General features: G+C 63.2%; 18 protein-coding genes and 1 pseudogene. 8 read left to right on the top strand and 11 right to left on the bottom strand.

Annotated features, from left to right (window positions below):
- Positions 1–327: 327 nt before the first annotated feature.
- The gene (locus SB765_RS19760; protein ID WP_410911423.1) at positions 328–663 is read left to right on the top strand and encodes a ComEA family DNA-binding protein; all 336 of its coding nucleotides are present in this window, start codon (positions 328–330) and stop codon (positions 661–663) included.
- Between the two features lie 256 nt (positions 664–919).
- On the opposite strand, the gene SB765_RS19755 is transcribed toward SB765_RS19760, so the two are convergent.
- A complete protein-coding gene (locus tag SB765_RS19755) occupies positions 920–1,087 on the bottom strand; it encodes a DUF2897 family protein (RefSeq protein WP_016500979.1) in 168 nt (55 codons plus the stop codon).
- A gap of 183 nt (positions 1,088–1,270) precedes the next feature.
- Between SB765_RS19755 and pyrF the strand changes: the two genes are divergently transcribed.
- On the top strand, positions 1,271–1,972 hold the full coding sequence (gene pyrF / locus SB765_RS19750) for an orotidine-5'-phosphate decarboxylase (protein ID WP_410931788.1): 702 nt from the start codon (positions 1,271–1,273) through the stop codon (positions 1,970–1,972).
- Positions 1,973–2,056: 84 nt separating this feature from the next.
- On the opposite strand, the gene SB765_RS19745 is transcribed toward pyrF, so the two are convergent.
- Together SB765_RS19745 and SB765_RS19740 are read right to left on the bottom strand one after the other, a co-directional pair.
- Positions 2,057–3,082 carry an acyltransferase gene (locus tag SB765_RS19745; RefSeq protein ID WP_410931787.1) on the bottom strand — a complete coding sequence of 342 codons (1,026 nt, stop codon included), beginning with the start codon at positions 3,080–3,082 and terminating at the stop codon, positions 2,057–2,059.
- A 163-nt stretch (positions 3,083–3,245) separates the two neighbouring features.
- Positions 3,246–4,247 (bottom strand): NADP-dependent oxidoreductase, encoded by a 1,002-nt coding sequence (locus SB765_RS19740; RefSeq protein WP_019471932.1) that lies wholly within the window; start codon positions 4,245–4,247, stop codon positions 3,246–3,248.
- Between the two features lie 176 nt (positions 4,248–4,423).
- On the opposite strand from SB765_RS19740, the gene SB765_RS19735 reads away from it, so the two are divergent.
- Positions 4,424–5,185 carry an SDR family oxidoreductase gene (locus tag SB765_RS19735; protein WP_410931786.1) on the top strand — a complete coding sequence of 254 codons (762 nt, stop codon included), beginning with the start codon at positions 4,424–4,426 and terminating at the stop codon, positions 5,183–5,185.
- A gap of 72 nt (positions 5,186–5,257) precedes the next feature.
- On the opposite strand, the gene SB765_RS19730 is transcribed toward SB765_RS19735, so the two are convergent.
- On the bottom strand, positions 5,258–6,427 hold the full coding sequence (locus SB765_RS19730; RefSeq protein WP_410931785.1) for an MFS transporter: 1,170 nt from the start codon (positions 6,425–6,427) through the stop codon (positions 5,258–5,260).
- Positions 6,428–6,591: 164 nt separating this feature from the next.
- On the opposite strand from SB765_RS19730, the gene SB765_RS19725 reads away from it, so the two are divergent.
- The 3 genes and pseudogenes from SB765_RS19725 to SB765_RS19715 all read left to right on the top strand — a co-directional run bounded on the left by SB765_RS19725 (position 6,592) and on the right by SB765_RS19715 (position 10,047).
- A complete protein-coding gene (locus SB765_RS19725; protein ID WP_410931784.1) occupies positions 6,592–7,989 on the top strand; it encodes a PLP-dependent aminotransferase family protein in 1,398 nt (465 codons plus the stop codon).
- A gap of 117 nt (positions 7,990–8,106) precedes the next feature.
- Positions 8,107–9,186: pseudogene (locus SB765_RS19720) on the top strand (HAMP domain-containing protein); the annotation flags it as partial.
- Entirely contained in the window at positions 9,166–10,047 is an 882-nt protein-coding gene (locus SB765_RS19715) for a methyl-accepting chemotaxis protein (RefSeq protein WP_371321159.1), read from the top strand. The pseudogene SB765_RS19720 and the gene SB765_RS19715, both read left to right, overlap by 21 nt.
- A gap of 146 nt (positions 10,048–10,193) precedes the next feature.
- On the opposite strand, the gene SB765_RS19710 is transcribed toward SB765_RS19715, so the two are convergent.
- On the bottom strand, positions 10,194–11,384 hold the full coding sequence (locus tag SB765_RS19710; RefSeq protein ID WP_019471938.1) for a benzoate/H(+) symporter BenE family transporter: 1,191 nt from the start codon (positions 11,382–11,384) through the stop codon (positions 10,194–10,196).
- A 278-nt stretch (positions 11,385–11,662) separates the two neighbouring features.
- Here SB765_RS19710 and SB765_RS19705 point away from each other — a divergent pair, with 278 nt between their 5' ends.
- Positions 11,663–12,265: a glutathione S-transferase family protein gene (locus SB765_RS19705; RefSeq protein WP_341797895.1), complete on the top strand. Its 603-nt coding sequence runs from the start codon at positions 11,663–11,665 to the stop codon at positions 12,263–12,265.
- A gap of 49 nt (positions 12,266–12,314) precedes the next feature.
- Here SB765_RS19705 and SB765_RS19700 read toward each other — a convergent pair whose 3' ends face one another.
- The 5 genes from SB765_RS19700 to SB765_RS19680 form a co-directional block, all read right to left on the bottom strand.
- Positions 12,315–12,686: a glutaredoxin family protein gene (locus tag SB765_RS19700; RefSeq protein ID WP_016500969.1), complete on the bottom strand. Its 372-nt coding sequence runs from the start codon at positions 12,684–12,686 to the stop codon at positions 12,315–12,317.
- Positions 12,687–12,745: 59 nt separating this feature from the next.
- Positions 12,746–13,291, bottom strand: a complete 546-nt coding sequence (gene folE, locus SB765_RS19695) for a GTP cyclohydrolase I FolE (RefSeq protein ID WP_410931783.1) — start codon at positions 13,289–13,291, stop codon at positions 12,746–12,748.
- Positions 13,292–13,361: 70 nt separating this feature from the next.
- Positions 13,362–13,922 (bottom strand): Smr/MutS family protein, encoded by a 561-nt coding sequence (locus tag SB765_RS19690; protein WP_341797896.1) that lies wholly within the window; start codon positions 13,920–13,922, stop codon positions 13,362–13,364.
- A gap of 112 nt (positions 13,923–14,034) precedes the next feature.
- A complete protein-coding gene (locus SB765_RS19685; RefSeq protein ID WP_114942694.1) occupies positions 14,035–14,355 on the bottom strand; it encodes a hypothetical protein in 321 nt (106 codons plus the stop codon).
- An 86-nt stretch (positions 14,356–14,441) separates the two neighbouring features.
- Positions 14,442–15,032, bottom strand: coding sequence for a cysteine hydrolase family protein (locus SB765_RS19680; protein ID WP_012271080.1), 591 nt, complete (start codon positions 15,030–15,032; stop codon positions 14,442–14,444).
- A 179-nt stretch (positions 15,033–15,211) separates the two neighbouring features.
- Here SB765_RS19680 and prmB point away from each other — a divergent pair, with 179 nt between their 5' ends.
- A complete protein-coding gene (gene prmB, locus SB765_RS19675) occupies positions 15,212–16,120 on the top strand; it encodes a 50S ribosomal protein L3 N(5)-glutamine methyltransferase (protein WP_016500966.1) in 909 nt (302 codons plus the stop codon).
- Positions 16,121–16,169: 49 nt separating this feature from the next.
- Here prmB and SB765_RS19670 read toward each other — a convergent pair whose 3' ends face one another.
- Positions 16,170–16,952: a hypothetical protein gene (locus SB765_RS19670; protein WP_341797897.1), complete on the bottom strand. Its 783-nt coding sequence runs from the start codon at positions 16,950–16,952 to the stop codon at positions 16,170–16,172.
- Positions 16,953–17,008 lie beyond the last annotated feature (56 nt).

Here is a 17,008-nt window from a genome sequence, read left to right as displayed (position 1 = left end):
TATCACTAAGGTATACGACGAACGGGCGGGGGCCTTATCCGGCAAGGCTTGTAGGAAAAACAACAGCGTTTGGTCTGAATGAAACCCAGGTTAAACGGGAATTTACCTGGCGGCGATTTGCTATCGCTTTTTTTTCATGAAGTTAACTTGAAATATGGCGTAACGCCATCATTTTCGTGTGGCCCAAGTTGCTTTTTTTACTGTTGGATTCGGTAACGATTAAATGGGCCGAGTCGCTGTTTGCAAAATCGCAGAACCGCTAGGGTTTGTTGCGCAGCCGAAGGAAAACGGCTGCTGGAAAATGACCAACCCAAGGAGTGTTCATCAATGCGTAACAACGTTCTGTCGTACCTGCTGCTGCCGCTGTTCGCCAGCCTGTCTTTTTCCCTTAGCGCGGCCCCGGCCAGCGCCACGGCGGTGCCCGAGCCGGTGCCGGTAGTGGCTCAAGCCCAGGCCCAGCAAGGGCTGCGGCTGGATCTGAACAAGGCCGATGCGCTGACTTTGCAGAAGGAGCTGAACGGGATAGGGAAGGCCAAGGCCGAGGCCATCGTGGCTTACCGCGAGGCCAATGGGCCGTTTGCTTCGGTGGATGAACTGCTGGAGATCAAGGGGATCGGGAACGCGTTGCTGGAGCGTAACCGGGACAAGGTGATGGTGGAGTAAGGGGCAGCAAGGCAGCCTGCGGGTGGGGTTGCCTTTTAGAAAACGGGGCTGCTTTGCAGTCCGTCGCGACTCAAGGCCGCTCCTGCCTGGACCACCTTCCTTGTTGAAGAGTGATTGGCGCAGGGGCGGTTTTTTGTTTGGAAGGGATAAAGCTTAATGAGGTAAAAATCCCATAAAACAATGGGTTAAAAGTACTATTCGGTTTTCGTCAAAAAGCCGCCTGAAAAAATGGCTGTAAACTCGATGCTTAAACCTTTTAGCGGTCTTGCGCATCCTTGGCATCCGCTTCGGCATTGCGCTCATGCACCTTGCGCAGTTGCTCGTCAGTCAGAGGCAGTTTTTTTGCCGTATCGCGCAGCATCATCAGCCCACCGACGATAGAGCCGAGGGCTATGATGAGGATCAGCCAGGCATACCAGGGCATTGTCGTTCTCCTTAAACGGGTGGTGGGGCAGTGCTTGTACGAAATTTGAGCAGTAACCCGTTCCGTTGGTTCAATTATAGGAGCCAGCTGCCGCCGGGCCAATTCCGTGACCCGCGGGCCCCAAAGCCTGCGTCACTTCGTTTACAATGCGCGCCGTTTTCGACTTGCCAAGAGACCCTGCCCATGTCCGCCTGCCAGACGCCCCTGATCGTCGCCCTGGATTTCCCTACCCGTGAGGCCGCCCTGAAGCTGGCTGACCAGCTAGACCCCGCGCTGTGCCGGGTGAAGGTTGGCAAGGAGCTGTTCACCAGCAGCGCTTCGGGCATCGTCGAAACCCTTTGTGCCAAGGGCTTCGAAGTGTTCCTGGACCTCAAGTTCCACGACATCCCCAACACCACGGCCATGGCGGTAAAGGCTGCCGCCGAGATGGGTGTGTGGATGGTGAACGTGCATTGCTCCGGTGGCCTGCGCATGATGGCCGCCTGCCGTGAAGTGCTGGACAAGCGCAGCGGCCCGCAGCCATTGCTGATTGGCGTGACCGTGCTGACCAGCATGGAGCGTGAAGACCTGGCCGGTATCGGCCTGGATGTCGACCCGCAAGAGCAGGTGCTGCGCCTGGCGGCACTGGCACAGAAAGCGGGCATGGACGGTTTGGTGTGCTCGGCGCTGGAGGCCCCGGCGCTGAAGGCGGCGCACCCGTCGCTGCAGCTGGTAACCCCGGGCATTCGCCCGGCGGGCAGCGCGCATGACGACCAGCGCCGTATCCTCACCCCGCGCCAGGCGCTGGATGCGGGTTCGGATTACCTGGTGATCGGCCGGCCGATCAGCCAGGCCGCAGACCCGGCGCAGGCGCTGGCTGCGGTGGTGGCGGAGATTCGTGGGTAATTAACCCGCGTTATTTAGAAAGGCCAGCCCGAGTGTGCTGGCCTTTTTTTATATCCGTCCGCTCCCTCATTGGTGCTACCGCAGTCAGATCACGGTGCGCATCGGTTTCAACAGCCTGATCAGGTAGATCGGGAGTAAAGTCAGCACGAACACAGCCACCGCCAGTACGGGTATCAACCACGCCAGCGAATGCCCCTCGATCAGCGGGCCGTAGAAGATACTGGCCCTGTTCATGACGAAAACGTGCAAGCAGTACAGGCCCAACGTGCAACCAGACAGCTCGGCCAGCAGCTTGCTGTGCTGTACCAGTCGCCCGCCGAGCGCAAGCAGCAGGCGGAAGGCGAAGATGGCGGCCAGTACCACCAACGGGGATACGTAGGAATAGAAAATCTGGCTGGGCTCGCCTTGCTGCAGGGACAGGGTGTGCGTGGCGGCGGCGGTCAGGGCGCCGGTGATGGCGAAGCCGCCAAGGTTTACCCAAGGGTTGCCAGGGCCGTGCTGCCGAATCTGTTCGTAGACGTAAGCCCCCAGGAATGCATAACCCGCAAACCCCATGAACGAAAACAACTCATAGGTATGGACCATGCTGGCCAGTGCAGGGCTGAACTGGGCGGCGGTGGGCAGCAGGCAGCTGATTACCAGCCAAAGGCCCAGGAACACCCGCTTCTCTTGCGGCCCGCAGTGTTGGTAGACCTTGGCCATGAACGGCATGAACAGGTAGATGCCGATGATCGCGTAGAGGTACCAGAGGTGGTAGTACACGGGGCCGTGAAGCATCGCCACGGTCGCTTGCCACAGGCTGCCATACCCGGCGCCCATGGTGTCCCGCCACAGTGCATAGAACACTGACCAGAACAGCAGCGGCGGCAGTATGCGCAAGAAGCGCTTCTGGTAGAACGTGACTGCACCGTCTGTTCGGTTCAACAACAGGGCACCGGACAACATCAGGAACAGCGGGACGCAAGACCTGACCAAGGAGTTGTAGATGTTGGAGGACATCCAGTTGTCATCAAGTTGGATCGCCCCGGCTGACGCGATGTGAAGGAGTACCACCATGAAGCAGGCGGCGATCCTGCAAAAGTCGAGTCCGGCATTCAAGCGCTGCTGCATCGGTTGCCCACCTTGTCGCTACCTTGCGTAATGGGTGTTTGTCGATGCCTGAATGTACGGTGGGAGGGGAAAACTACAAGCTGCGAAAGTGCCACAACAAGGGCTGGCGCCCGATTTCACGGGCTGCGCCGCCCCTTCATGGTGCGGCGCAGGCCTGCAGGGGTTAGACCTTCAGCACCAACTTGCCAAAATTCTCCCCATTGAACAGCTTCAGCAGCGTCTCGGGGAACGTCTCCAGCCCCTCCACCACATCTTCCTTGCTCTTCACCTGCCCGCTGGCCAGCCACCCGGCCATCTCCAGCGCGGCCTTGCCGTAGTCCTTGGCGTGGTCCATCACCACAAACCCTTCCATACGCGCACGGTTCACCAGCAGCGACAGGTAGTTGGCCGGGCCTTTCACCGCTTCCTTGTTGTTGTACTGGCTGATCGCGCCGCAAATCACGATGCGGGCCTTGAAGTTGATACGCGTCAGCACGGCGTCGAGGATGTCGCCGCCCACGTTGTCGAAGTACACGTCCACGCCTTTGGGGCATTCGCGCTTCAGGCCAGCCAGCACGTCTTCGGCCTTGTAGTCGATCACCCCGTCAAAGCCCAGTTCGTCCTTCAGGTACTGGCACTTCTCGGCGCCCCCGGCAATGCCGACCACGCGGCAGCCTTTGACCTTGGCAATTTGCCCGACAATGCTGCCCACCGCACCGGCCGCACCGGAGATGACCACGGTTTCGCCGGCTTTGGGCTGGCCAACTTCCAGCAGGGCGAAGTAGGCAGTCATGCCGGTCATGCCCAGTGCCGACAGGTAGCGGGGCAGGGGCGCCAGGTTGGGGTCGATCTTGTGCAGGCCCTGTGGCTCGCCGGTGAAGTAGTCCTGCACGCCAAGGGCGCCGCTAACGTGGTCGCCCGGCTTGAATGCCGGGTGGTTGGAAGCAACCACTTCGCCCACGCCGAGGGCACGCATTACCTGGCCCAGGGCCACAGGAGGGATGTAGGACTTGCCTTCGTTCATCCAGCCGCGCATGGCCGGGTCCAACGACAGGTACAGGTTGCGCACCAGCACCTGGCCTTCGCCGGGTTGTTCGGCAGGCACGCTTTCAAAGGTGAAGTCGTCACGGCGCACGGCGCCGACCGGGCGTTTGGCGAGCAGGAAGCGGCGGTTGGTCTGGGTCATGGCGGGGTCCTTGTGGGCAGTGGAAGATGCTAGGTGTTCAATCTACCTTGTTGATGTAGGCAGGTGGTTAACATCACTGACAAGCATGGTAGCCCAACCGTTGGTGTGATGATGCTGCCCGGCCAGGCAGTGGCTGACTATGCTCTGAACCCCAGCATCCCCTTCAGGAGCACGCAATGAGCATGACCTTTTCCGGCCAGGTAGCGCTGGTCACCGGCGGCGCTGCCGGTATAGGCCGGGCAGCGGCCCTGGCGTTCGCCCGCGAGGGCCTGAAGGTGGTAGTGGGCGACCTCGACCCGCTGGGTGGCGAGGCCACCGTCGCGCAGATTAACGCCGCAGGCGGCGTGGCGTTGTTCATTGCCTGTGACGTCACCCGCGACGCCGAGGTGCGCCAGTTGCACGAGCGGCTGATCGCCGCCTATGGCCGGCTGGACTATGCCTTCAACAACGCCGGCATCGAGATTGAGCAGCACCGCCTGGCTGAAGGCAGCGAGGCGGAGTTCGATGCCATCATGGGCGTGAACGTGAAGGGCGTATGGCTGTGCATGAAGTACCAGTTGCCCTTGCTGCAGGCCCAAGGCGGTGGGGTGATCGTCAATACAGCCTCGGTGGCGGGGCTGGGAGCGGCGCCGAAGATGAGTATCTACAGCGCCAGCAAGCACGCGGTGATCGGCCTGACCAAGTCGGCAGCCATCGAATACGCGAAGAAGGGTATCCGCGTGAATGCCGTGTGCCCGGCGGTAATCGATACCGACATGTTCCGCCGCGCCTACGAGGCCGACCCACGCAAGGCCGAGTTCGCCGCCGCCATGCACCCGGTGGGGCGCATTGGCAAGGTCGAGGAAATCGCCAGCGCCGTGCTGTACCTGTGCAGCGATGGCGCGGCGTTTACCACCGGGCATTGCCTGACGGTTGATGGCGGGGCCACGGCGATCTGAGCCAACTCAGATAGCCTGCTCTGGCCCTATCGCCGGCAAGCCAGCTCCCACAGGGCCCGCGGGTACCCGAAGTTAACGCGAGCCCTGTGGGAGCTGGCTTGCAGGCGATAGGGCCCGGCCAGACCACCACAATGCCAGCCCAACCGCTGCACAGCCCACCACCAACACCCCACCGAATACCAGCAACGCCATCCGTGACCCCAACCGGTCACTCAGCAACCCGGTAAAGATTACCGGCAAGCTGAACCCCAGGTACGCCAGCAAGAAGAACCCGGCACTGGCCCGTGTTTTCTCACTGCCAGCCAACTGGTTCACCGCCGCCAGCCCACCCAGGTAGATAAACCCGTAGCACGCACTGCTGGCCGCCACAGCACCCAGCAATACCGCACTCAGCTGCCCGCCGTCCGCGCCCCAAGCCAGCACGGCATAGCTGCAGGGCAGTATCAGTAGCCCCAGTAGTGTGGCCGTGCGGCTGCTCAGGCGCCGGGCCATCGGCTGGAACAACAACCCGCAGCTGATCACGCAGAAAGTCGAAAACCCTGACCAGTCACTAAGGCCATGCTGGCGCAGGATGCTTGGCAGCAAGGCGATCACCAGGCCCACGCAGGCCCATGCCAGCAAAATGGCCAGGCCATAGGCCACGCTGCCACGCGGGTAGCAGGGTAGGCGCAGCATGGGGTTGTGTTGTGCCGGGCGGGGGTCGGGCAGGCGCCATACCAGCAGGATGGCCAAGGCTGCCAACAGCAGTTGCAGGTGGAAGCTGCCGGGGGTGAGGCTTGGGCCGCTTAGCAGGAACACACTGGTCAGCGCCGCACCCAGGCCAAAGCCCAGCGAGGTGCTGGCGGTGACCCAGTTGGCCGCGCGGGTGGTGTGCTCACCGCCCATCAGCTCGCCCATGTAAGCGGTGGCCGTGGCCGAAGCCAGCCCGGTGCCCAGGCCCAGGAACAGGCGGGCAAGGCCCAGGGTTTGCAGGCTGGGGGCCAGCAGCATCAGCACGGTGGCGATCATCGACAGGGCAAGTGCCGCCACAATCAATGGCCGGCGCCCGACCCGGTCGGCCAGGCCGCCCAGGGCCAGCAGCACGGGCAGTACGCCCAGCACATAGCCGGAGAACGCCACCGCAGTGGCAGCGGCGCCCTGGCCGGAAAGGTCGGCGTAGGTGATGTACAGCGGGGCCTGCAGGTTGACGGCCAGGGTGATCAGGCAGAGGGCGAAGGCCAAGCGGGCCGGGGCGGAGGGCATGGGTAGGGGTCCTGGTTTCTCTAGTGGCTGTACCGGCCCTTTCGCGGTTTCACCCGCGAAAGGGCCGGGCCTGCTCACTCTGATGCCAGCCTATTCCACCTGCCAGACACACCGTCACTCCATTTATGCTTAACTGTTCGCTCAAAATCTGCGAACACTCACCCATGCACTTCCCCCTCGACCGCACCGGCCCCACCCCGTTGGTGCAGCAACTCACCGACCACCTCCAAGGCTGGATCGTCCAGCAACGCCTGCGCCCCGGCGCACGTCTGCCATCGATCCGCGCGCTGGCCCGCAGCCAGGCGGTCAGCGCGTCCTGTGTGATCGAGGCCTACGACCGCCTGGTCGCCAGCGGCTGGCTGGAGGCCCGCCACGGCACCGGTTTTTTTGTCGCCGAGCGCAAGCCCGGGCCCCCGATTGACGATACGCAACCCTGGGGTGAGTCTGGCGACGGCAACTGGCGGCAGTTTCGCGAGGGCCATGACGAGTTGCTGAAACTGGGCTGCGGCTGGCTGCCCAGCAATTGGCGCGCTGCAACCGAGCTGGCCCAGGCGGTGCGGCAGGTAAGCCGCGGCGCCCCGCAGGACCTGTTCGACTACTGCCCACCCCTGGGCCTGGCCAGCCTGCGTCAGCAATTGCACAAGCGCCTGGCGCAGCTGGGCATCGCTGCCGGCCCCGAGCACATCCTCACCACCCACGGCGCCAGTCACGGTCTAGACCTGCTGGTGCGTACCCTGCTGCGTCCAGGCGACACGGTATTGGTGGAAAACCCTGGTTACTACAACCTGTACAACCTGCTGCGTCAGCACCAGGTGCATATGCTGCCGGTACCGCGTACCGCAGAGGGCCCGGACCTGGCGGCCGTCGAAACCCTGCTGGCCACGCACAAGCCGCGCTGCCTGTTCATCAACAGCCTTTACCAGAACCCTACCGGCACCAGCCTGACACCCAAAGTCGCCTACCGCTTGCTCGAACTGGCCCGTGAACATGATCTGCGCATTGTCGAGGATGATATCTACGCCGACTTCCAGGAGGGCCCGGCTACACGCCTGGCCACCCTCGACAGCGAGCAACGGGTGATCTACATGGCCAGCTTTTCGAAAACCCTCAGCAGTTCGGTGCGGGTCGGCTACCTGGTCGCCGACCCTGCGTTGCTGGCGCGTCTGGCCGAGCTGAAGATGGTCAGCGGTATCGGCACGTCACGCTTTGCCGAGCAGGTGGTGGGCCAGATGCTCGCCAATGGCAGCTACCGCAAGAGTGTTCAACGCCTGCGCGTACGCCTTGGCCAGCACATGGCCAAGCTGCTGGGCCAGTTGGAGCAGGCGGGTTGGCAGGTATTTTGTGAGCCTTGTGGCGGCATGTTCGTCTGGGCGCGCGTGCCCGGCCGGGACTTCGCCAGCCTTGAGCAGATGGCGCGGGAGCATGCGGTGCTGCTTACCCCGGGCAGCGCGTTCGATTACCAAGGCACGCCCAGCAGCTGGCTGCGCATCAATGTCGCCTATGGGCAGGATTCCCGTGCCCAGGCCTTCCTCCAGCATGCAGGGCGACCTCTGCCAAGCTAAAAACGACACGCTCATAGCTATTTGACACTATCCTGACGCCAAGCCCTTGTTCATCGGCAGGCAACGTTGCCACCCTTGGCCTTCGGGATAACCTCGCACGCAGAAGGGGAATCGGCGATGGGCGCGAGCAAGCACAGTGTGCTGGCCAACCTGGGCATGGCCCGCAAACTCGGCCTGGGCTTTGCCTTGGTGCTGGTGCTGACCCTGGCGGTGGCGGCCATCGGCATCGCCGCGCTGCACAGCGTGGGCCAGCGCTTCGACAGTTTGCGCCAGCTGGCACAGTTCAATACCGACCTGCTGCGTTTGCGTCAGCATGAGCAGGCGTTTGCCCTGCGCTCCGACATCCAGCAGGCCGAGGCCTTGCGCAGCGGCTTGCAGGGCTTGGCCGAGCGCGCCCGAGGCCTGCCGGCGCTGGTGGCGGCCGAAACCGATCTGGCTGCCTACGGCCAGGCGTTCGAAGCTTATGTGGCGGCGGTGCAGGCCAAGGAGCTGGCGCTGGACATGGCCAGCTGGTCGGTGTCCAGCGTCGCCAATAACCTTGATGTGCTGCAGGCCGGCCTGGCCGACGACGGCGTATACACACTCAAGCAGTCCCAAGGTCAGCAGGGGGGCGAGTTTCTTGAGCAGGCTGCGCAAGTGGCGCAGGTGTCGCGGCTGATGTTGCAGGCCATGGACGAAGCGCGGGTGCGCCTGGAAAAAAGCCGCAAGGGCGAAGAGGGCGTAAGCCAGGAGCGTATCGCCCAGACCGTGGAAGCCGCCAGCCTGGTTGGCCAGTTGCAGGGTGCGGTCAGTGATGCCGGCTACCAGAGCGTGCTGGGCGAGGTGGCCGGGCACATCGGCAGCTTCTCGGAAAAACTCAACGAATACACCGACCAGCTGGCCCGCGAGCAAGGGCTGAAAGCCCAGTTGCAGGCCAGTGCCGAGCAAGTCACCGGGAGGGTCGACCAGGCTTACCTGTGGCAGGAGCAGGCGCTGCAGGGTGAGCTGCAACGCAATGCCGTGGCCATTGCCCTGGCCACCGGCCTGGCACTGCTGGTGGGTGTGCTGGCCGCCTGGCTGATCACCCGCGCGGTGGTCGGCCCGCTCAAGCATGTGATCGCCCGCGCCCAGCGCATTGCCGCTGGCGAGCTGGGTTTTGACGCCCAGGCACCGCGTCGTGACGAGGTGGGGCAGCTGATGCAGGCCATGCAGCAGATGGCCGCGGGCCTTTCAGGCATTGTCAGCGGCTTGCAGCAAGGCATCGAACAGCTGGCGGGTAGCGCTCAGGCGTTGTCGGCAGTGACGGAGCAGACCAATCGCGAGGTGGGCAGCCAGAAGGAGGAAACCGAGCAGGTGGCCACTGCCATGCAGCAGATGACTGCCACCGTGCACGATGTGGCGCGCAATGCCGAGGAAGCGGCGCAGGCGGCCCAGGCGGCGGACGACAAGGTTGAGTCGGGGCAACAGGTGGTGCGCCAGAGCATGCAGCGCATCGAGCAGTTGGCGGCGGCGGCAGAAACCGCCAGCGCCGGCATTGACAGCCTCAGTGCCGAAATCCACACCATCGGCGACGTGCTGGAGGTGATCAAGAGCGTGGCCGAGCAGACCAACCTGCTGGCGCTGAACGCCGCCATCGAGGCTGCCCGCGCTGGCGAGCAAGGGCGTGGTTTTGCCGTGGTGGCCGACGAGGTGCGTGCGTTGGCGCGGCGTACCCGGCAGTCTACCGAGCAGATCGAGGTACTGGTTGCCAGCCTGCGCGGTAACGCCCAGCAGTCGGTGGCGCAGATTCGTGGCAGCACTGAACTGGTTCGCCTGGCAGTGGCTGATGCGCTGCAGACAGAAAGCGCGCTGGGCAGCATTGCGGCTGCGGTTTCATTGATTCAGCAGATGAACCAGCAGATTGCCGCGGCAGCCGAGCAGCAGAGCTCGGTGGCTGAAGAGATCAGCCGCAGTGTCACGCAGATTCGTGGCAGTGCGGACCAGGCGGCGCTGGCGATGCAGGACAATGCCCGGTCGAGTGTGCAACTGGCGCAGTTGGGCACCGATTTGAAGGGGATGGTGGGGCATTTCAGGTTGTGAGCCTGACCCGGAATATCTGTTGCCTGTGCGGGCCTCTTCGCAGCACAAGGCTGCTCCTACAGGAATATCATTGGGCCTGAGGGCTGTGGTGCCCTTGTAGGAGCAGCCTTGTGCTGCGAAGAGGCCCGCACAGGCACCAATAAACCTCAGGCCTTGCGCGGGTTGAGGATCATCAAGGCCAGCACCCCCGCCACAATCCCCCAGAACGCCGAGCCAATCGAGAACAACGTAAGCCCCGAGGCGGTGACCATGAAGGTAATCACTGCCGCCTCCCGCTCGCGCGCTTCGCTCATGGCCACGGTCAGCCCGTTCATGATCGAGCCGAACAGTGCCAGTGCGGCAATCGACAGCACCAGCTCTTTCGGCAACGCTGCAAACAGCGCCGCCAGCGTCGCGCCGAATACCCCGGCAATGCCGTAGAAAATCCCGCACCACACCGCGGCGGTATAGCGTTTGCTCGGGTCTTCATGGGCGTGCGGCCCGGTGCAGATCGCCGCGCTGATCGCCGCCAGGTTGACCCCGTGCGAGCCGAATGGCGCCAGCAGCAGGGAGGCAAAGCCGGTGGCCGAAATCAGCGGCGAGGCTGGCACCTGGTAGCCGTCGGCGCGCAGCACGGCCACGCCGGGCATGTTCTGCGAGGTCATGGCCACCACGAACAGCGGAATGCCAATGCTGATGGTGGCCGCCAGCGAGAAGCTCGGAGTGGTCCACACCGGCTTGGCCACTTCCAGGTGGAAGCCGCTGAAGTCCAGCAGGCCCAGGGCGCCGGACAGTGCCGTGCCCACCAGCAGCGCCGCCAGCACGCAGTAACGCGGCGACAACCGCTTGACCAACAGGTAGCTGAAGAACATGCCCAGCACCAGCAATGTGCGATGCTGCGCCGCAACGAAGATTTCGCTGCCGATCTTGAACAGGATGCCCGCCAGCAACGCCGAGGCCAGCGAGGCCGGGATACGCTTGACCAGGCGCTCGAAGCTGCCAGTGAGGCCGCAGATGAGCACCAGCACGGCACAGGTGATGTAGGCACCAATGGCCTCGCCGTAGCTCACTCCGCCCAGACTTGTGATCAGCAACGCGGCGCCGGGGGTAGACCAGGCGATGGTGATGGGGGTGCGGTAGCGCAGCGACAGGCCGATGCTGCACACCGCCATGCCGATCGACAGCGCCCAGATCCATGACGAAATCTGCGCGGTGGTCAGCCCGGCCGCCTGGCCAGCCTGGAACATCAGCACCAGCGAACTGGTATAGCCGGTGAGCATGGCGATGAAGCCGGCGACCACCGCCGACGGGGAGGTATCTGCCAGGGGCCGCAGGCGTGCGGAAGTGGCATCGGTCATGAACAAAGTCCTTGTAAAGGTGTAAGCAGTTTTTTCAGACTACAGCGAGCAAGATTGATCCTTGCCATACAGCGGCCATTGCTTTTAGCCGTACAGTCGCCAACTATTGGGCGCAATTAAAAAACTGCACGGTTTGGCACCTGCCTTTTGTAGGAGCAGCCTTGTGCTGCGAAGAGGCCCTTACAGGCGCAGCAAATGCATGGGCTGAAACGGCCTCTTCGCAGCGCAAGGCTGCTCCTACAAGGGCGATACAGATACGGCGACAGGGGAGAGGGGCGATGTACAAGGTCTATGGCGACTACCAGTCGGGCAACTGCTACAAGGTCAAGCTGATGTTGAGCCTGCTGGGCCGGCCGTATGAATGGCACCCGGTGGACATCCTCAAGGGCGAGACCGAAACGCCCGAGTTTCTGGCGATGAACCCCAACGGCAAGGTGCCCGTGCTGGAGCTGGAGGACGGCAGCTACCTGTGGGAGTCCAATGCCATTCTCAACTTCCTGGCCGATGGCAGCGAGTTCCTGCCCAGCGAACCGCGCCTGCGCACGCAGGTGTTGCAGTGGCAGTTCTTCGAGCAGTACAGCCATGAGCCGTACATTGCCGTGGCGCGCTTTATCCAGTTTTACCTGGGGCTGCCGGATGAGCGGTTAGATGAGTACCGCAAGCTGCACAAGGGCGGCTACAAGGCACTGAGGGTGATGGAGCGACAGCTGCAGATGACGCCTTACCTGGTGGGTGAGCAGTATTCGATTGCCGATGTGGCCTTGTATGCCTACACCCATGTGGCGCAGCAGGGCGGGTTCGACCTGGCCGATTACCCGGCGGTCCGGGGCTGGCTGGAGCGTGTCAGCAGCCACCCGCGGCATGTGCCGATGGTGGGCTGATCTTCATCCTGTTCCGGCCCTATCGCCGGCACAGGATGACTAGAATCTGTCAGGCCGACGCGAACCGCTCATCCAGGTAGGCAATGATGGCTTTGGACTCATACATCCAGGTCACCTTGCCGGCTTCTTCAATGCGCAGGCACGGCACTTTCACCCGGCCGCCACCTTCCTGCAGGGCCTGGCGGTGTACCGGGTCGTTCTTGGCATCGCGCAGCGCCACCGGCACGTTCAGCCGGTGCAGGGTACGGCGGGTCTTGACGCAGAACGGGCAGGCATGGAACTGGTACAGCTCCAGGCCCTTGGCCGCCTGCTCGACGCGGGCCTGGGCAGCGGCGTCGCGCTTGCGCTTGGCCGGGCGGCTGATCCAGTCAGCGAACACGATGAGCTGGCCGAGGCCAACCCGCAGGGCTTTGACGATCATGGGCAACTCCTGAAATGCAAAAGCCGACCCGGCGGGGTCGGCTTGGGGTCAGCAGCCAATCACTTGATCAGGCTGAGGAACTCGCTGCGGGTGGCGGCGTTATCGCGGAACTCACCCAGCATCACCGAGGTGATCATGGTCGAGTTCTGCTTCTCGACACCGCGCATCATCATGCACATGTGCTTGGCCTCGACGACCACGGCTACACCGGCGGCATCGGTGACCTGCTGCACGGCTTCGGCGATCTGGCGGCTGAGGTTTTCCTGGATCTGCAGGCGACGGGCATACATGTCGACGATGCGCGCTACCTTCGACAGGCCCAGTACCTTGCCCTTGGGCAGGTAGGCCACGTGTGCCTTGCCGATGAACGGCAGCATGTGGTGTTCGCACATCGAATACAGCTCGATGTCCCGGACCAGCACCATTTCGCTGTTGTCAGAGCTGAACAAAGCGTTGTTGGTGACTTCTTCCAGTGTTTGCTCATAACCGCGGCAAAGGTACTTCATCGCCTTTGCAGCCCGCTTGGGCGTGTCGAGCAGGCCCTCACGGGAGACGTCCTCGCCAATCTGGCTGAGGATCTCGGTGTAGTTCTGTTCCAGGGACATGGATCTACCTGTGGGAAAAAATCGCAAAAACGAAGGTTACGGCGGTGAGGGCGGCGCTGCAAGCGCGGCGTTACTCGTCGCGGCCTTCGAGCATGGTTCGCTTGAGCATCACATACACCGCGCCAGTGCCGCCGTGGCGGGCGCTGCACGAGGCAAAACCGAGCACTTGCGGGTGCTGGCGCAGCCAGGTGTTGACGTGGCTCTTGATCATCGGGCGCTTGCCGTCCAGGCGTGCCGCCTTGCCGTGGGTAACCCGTACGCAGCGCACTTCCAGCTTGGTGGCTTCGGCTATGAAGTCCCACAGGGTTTCGCGGGCCTTTTCCACGGTCATGCCGTGCAGGTCGAGGCTGCCCTCGAACGGGATCTGGCCCAGCTTAAGCTTGCGCAGCTGGCCTTCCTGCACGCCGTCGCGGCGCCACATAAGCTCGTCTTCGGCGCCAACGTCGATGACGAACTGGTCGGACATGCCGTCGATGACCAGGGCCTTGTCACTGCGCACGGTTGCAGCGTGGCGCAGCCCGGCCAGCTTCTGGCGGTCGGCCTTGGGCTTGCCGACTTCGGCGCGGTCGTGGCGAATTTGCTTTACGCCACGCACTTCGGCCTTGAACAGGGAAAAATCGTCGTCTTGCATGATGCCTCCACGTGGGCGGCGTAGTTTACGCGACTGTGGGGCCAAGTGCAGCCTGTGCGGGCCTCTTCGCGGGTTCACCCGCGAAGAGGCCCGCACAGGCGACATAAAATCATCAGTCGTGCTTTTTCATCAGATGCGGCGACAGGTTCAATTCCCGCCCGCGACGCAAGCGAATGCGGCTGCGCCGCCAGAAGCGCACGCCCAGCCACAGCAGCAACAAGCCAGCCCCGGTGAGGATGCTGGACAATGGCTTGTTGGCATTGAGTTCTTGCAGGGCAGGGTAGTTGCCCAGCAGGCCTGCGACGCCGGCCATGGCCAGCAGCACGCCCAGGGTCGCCAGCAGCGCCGACAGGCCGGCCGCCAGGCGGGCGCCCCAGTTACGCGGCTGGCGCGTGCGCAGGCGCTTGGCGTCGAAACTGCCTTTAAGCTTCATTCCGCTCTCCTCTGTGGATATCCGGAATTCGACCTGCCGCCGCCCATCGGGTTCCGCCCGGCTGCCGGGCGGTCAAGCCCTGCCGCTCAGATCAGGCTGGCGGTGGGGGCCACGCAAGCGAAGTTGTCGGCCATGACGGCCATTTCGCACTGGTGAATCTGCGCCGCCGGGATGACACCATCCTTGAAGGCCAGGTCGCGGGTTGCCGAGGCGTCTTCCACCAGGGTGCACCGGTAACCATAGTCCTTGGCGCGGCGAACGGTGGTGCTGACGCTGGAATGGCTCATGAAGCCGCAAACAATCAGGTCGAGATGGCCAAGCGCCTGCAGCGTTTCGTGCAGTTGGGTGTTCTTGAATGCGTTGGGCATGCGCTTTTCAATGACGATTTCACCTTCCAGCGGCTCCAGCCCCGGAATGAACTGGCCGGCAGGCCCCTGTGGATCGAAGCGGCCACCGACTGTGCCCAGGTGGCGAACATGGATGATCGGACGGCCGCTCTTACGGGCGGCGTCGAGCAACCTGGCGATGTTGGCCACGGCCTCGTCCATGCCCGACAGCTGCAGGGGCCCACTGAGGTACTCCTTTTGCGCATCGATGATGATCAGGCTGGCGTGGCTCAGCTTGGCCGGCGGGTAGTCGCGGCCAGTGAGGCGGAACATCGTGGTTGGAACGGACATCAAGGGCTCCTTGGAAGGGCTTTTGTATACCTATTGTCCCCTGCCTTGACGCCAATGGGAATGGTTGACAACGCAAGCGGCATGGTTACTGGCCTGTGGCTAGCCTTTGGGCGCTGCAAACGAACAAATGTGCGGGTGGGGCTGTTAGACTTTTGTCCTGTCTGAAATAGGAGTACCCCGTGATCACATCCCGTCTGCGCACGCTGCGCGACTACATCCGCTGGGCGGTCAGCCGCTTCCACGAGCACGACCTGTTCTTCGGCCACGGTGCCGACAACGCCTGGGACGAGGCCCGCCTGCTGGTGCTGGGCGCAGTGCACCTGCCATGGGAGGTGGCCGACAGCTACCTGGACTGCATGCTCGAGGACGACGAGCGGGTACGCCTGCAGCATTTGCTCAAGCGCCGTATCGAAGAGCGGGTGCCAGCCGCCTATCTGTTGGGCGAAGCCTGGTTCTGCGGCATGTCGTTCATCGTCGACGAACGTGTGCTGGTGCCGCGCTCGCCCATTGGCCAACTGATCGAAAAACGCTTCGAGCCGTGGCTGGCGAGCGAGCCCGCGCGCATTCTCGACCTGTGCACGGGTTCGGGCTGCATCGGTATCGTCGCGGCCGACGTGTTCCCCGAGGCCGAGGTGGTGCTGGCCGACCTGTCGTTCGAGGCCCTTGAAGTGGCCAACCAGAATATCGAGCGCCATGGCCTGGACGGCCGTGTGTACACCGTGCAGGGCGATGGCTTTGGCGGTTTGCCGGGGCAGCGTTTCGACCTGATCCTGTCCAACCCGCCGTATGTCGATGCCGAAGACTTCGACGACATGCCGGCCGAGTACCACCACGAGCCAGAACTGGGCCTGGCCTGCGGCAACGACGGCCTGGACCTGGTGCGGCGCATGCTGGCGGAAGCTGCAGACCACCTGACCGACAAGGGCTTGCTGATTGTTGAAGTGGGCAACAGCCAGATCCATGTCGAGGCGTTGTACCCCGAGGTGGACTTTGCCTGGCTGGAGTTCGAGCGTGGCGGGCATGGGGTGTTCATGCTCACCGCGGAGCAGTGCCGCCAGCATCAGGAGTTGTTCAAGGCCCGCGTTTAGGCTATTTGGGGCCGCAAAGCGGCCCCAATATCCACCCGCTCACGCGATATCAGCGGGTGGCTATCCAGATCAACAACCCCGCCTGAAACACCGCAAACGCCACCAGGCAGGTAATGGTAAAGCGCAGGCCGCTGTCTTCGCGGTGGTACTTGGCCACCCGTTCATCGCGCTCGCGCAGTTGCCCTTCCTTTTCCTGCAACTGCTGGTCCGCCTGCTGCAGCAGGTTGGCAGCATCCAGAATGTCCACCCGCTGCAGGCGCTCGTTGCTCCAGGCGGCCTTCAGCTGGCCGACGGTCATGTCCACGGTACGGCCCTTCAGGTGCTGACCGTCCTCGTACTCCACCTCGATACCCACCCCGCGCAAGCAGTGGTCACGGCGCAGGCGCGAGTCCTCGTTGAGGGAATCCTTGTTCGGCAGCGCCATGCCTTCCACCCGGTAGTGCGGCCATTTGCGCTGCAGCCACTGTGCGGCCTGGGCCAGCATGAAGCGGCCGATGCCACGGTTCACCGGCTCCAGTTGCAGGCCATGTTCACTGCCAATGCGCACCAGTCGCTCGGCATGGTCGACGCGGATATCCAGGCGGTTTTGCTCTTTGTGCACCTTTTGCCCAGGCAACTGGATTTCCATGCGCAGCAGGCTGTGGGCCTTGTCGTGGCGCTCGGCATAACCGAACTGCACAAAGCGCAGCGGCCGTGCGCCGGTGCTGCGGTCGGTGGGCAGAGCGGCCAGGCGCAGCAGCTGGAAGTGTTCGGCGGCCAGCTCGGCCCAAGGCAGGGCAGGGCTTTCCTGGGGTTCATCGGCCGGCTCTACGGCGGCGGGGGCGGTGGTCATCAGGCTTGTCCTCGGCTATGCCTGCTGTATCGGCAGGCTTGCCACGGACCTGAGCC

Origin of the sequence: Pseudomonas sp. SIMBA_067 (assembly GCF_046534675.1) — a bacterium.
In the GTDB taxonomy this organism is placed as follows: domain Bacteria; phylum Pseudomonadota; class Gammaproteobacteria; order Pseudomonadales; family Pseudomonadaceae; genus Aquipseudomonas; species Aquipseudomonas putida.
Note: the sequence above shows the minus strand (reverse complement) of the source record. Positions and strands in the feature narration are given on the sequence as shown.

Coding starts and splice junctions, on each gene's coding strand:
- SB765_RS19760 (WP_410911423.1), top strand. CDS start 328: ATGCGTAACAACGTTCTGTCGTACCTGCTGCTGCCGCTGTTCGCCAGC.
- SB765_RS19755 (WP_016500979.1), bottom strand. CDS start 1,087: ATGCCCTGGTATGCCTGGCTGATCCTCATCATAGCCCTCGGCTCTATC.
- pyrF (WP_410931788.1), top strand. CDS start 1,271: ATGTCCGCCTGCCAGACGCCCCTGATCGTCGCCCTGGATTTCCCTACC.
- SB765_RS19745 (WP_410931787.1), bottom strand. CDS start 3,082: ATGCAGCAGCGCTTGAATGCCGGACTCGACTTTTGCAGGATCGCCGCC.
- SB765_RS19740 (WP_019471932.1), bottom strand. CDS start 4,247: ATGACCCAGACCAACCGCCGCTTCCTGCTCGCCAAACGCCCGGTCGGC.
- SB765_RS19735 (WP_410931786.1), top strand. CDS start 4,424: ATGAGCATGACCTTTTCCGGCCAGGTAGCGCTGGTCACCGGCGGCGCT.
- SB765_RS19730 (WP_410931785.1), bottom strand. CDS start 6,427: ATGCCCTCCGCCCCGGCCCGCTTGGCCTTCGCCCTCTGCCTGATCACC.
- SB765_RS19725 (WP_410931784.1), top strand. CDS start 6,592: ATGCACTTCCCCCTCGACCGCACCGGCCCCACCCCGTTGGTGCAGCAA.
- SB765_RS19715 (WP_371321159.1), top strand. CDS start 9,166: ATGCAGGCCATGCAGCAGATGGCCGCGGGCCTTTCAGGCATTGTCAGC.
- SB765_RS19710 (WP_019471938.1), bottom strand. CDS start 11,384: ATGACCGATGCCACTTCCGCACGCCTGCGGCCCCTGGCAGATACCTCC.
- SB765_RS19705 (WP_341797895.1), top strand. CDS start 11,663: ATGTACAAGGTCTATGGCGACTACCAGTCGGGCAACTGCTACAAGGTC.
- SB765_RS19700 (WP_016500969.1), bottom strand. CDS start 12,686: ATGATCGTCAAAGCCCTGCGGGTTGGCCTCGGCCAGCTCATCGTGTTC.
- folE (WP_410931783.1), bottom strand. CDS start 13,291: ATGTCCCTGGAACAGAACTACACCGAGATCCTCAGCCAGATTGGCGAG.
- SB765_RS19690 (WP_341797896.1), bottom strand. CDS start 13,922: ATGCAAGACGACGATTTTTCCCTGTTCAAGGCCGAAGTGCGTGGCGTA.
- SB765_RS19685 (WP_114942694.1), bottom strand. CDS start 14,355: ATGAAGCTTAAAGGCAGTTTCGACGCCAAGCGCCTGCGCACGCGCCAG.
- SB765_RS19680 (WP_012271080.1), bottom strand. CDS start 15,032: ATGTCCGTTCCAACCACGATGTTCCGCCTCACTGGCCGCGACTACCCG.
- SB765_RS19670 (WP_341797897.1), bottom strand. CDS start 16,952: ATGACCACCGCCCCCGCCGCCGTAGAGCCGGCCGATGAACCCCAGGAA.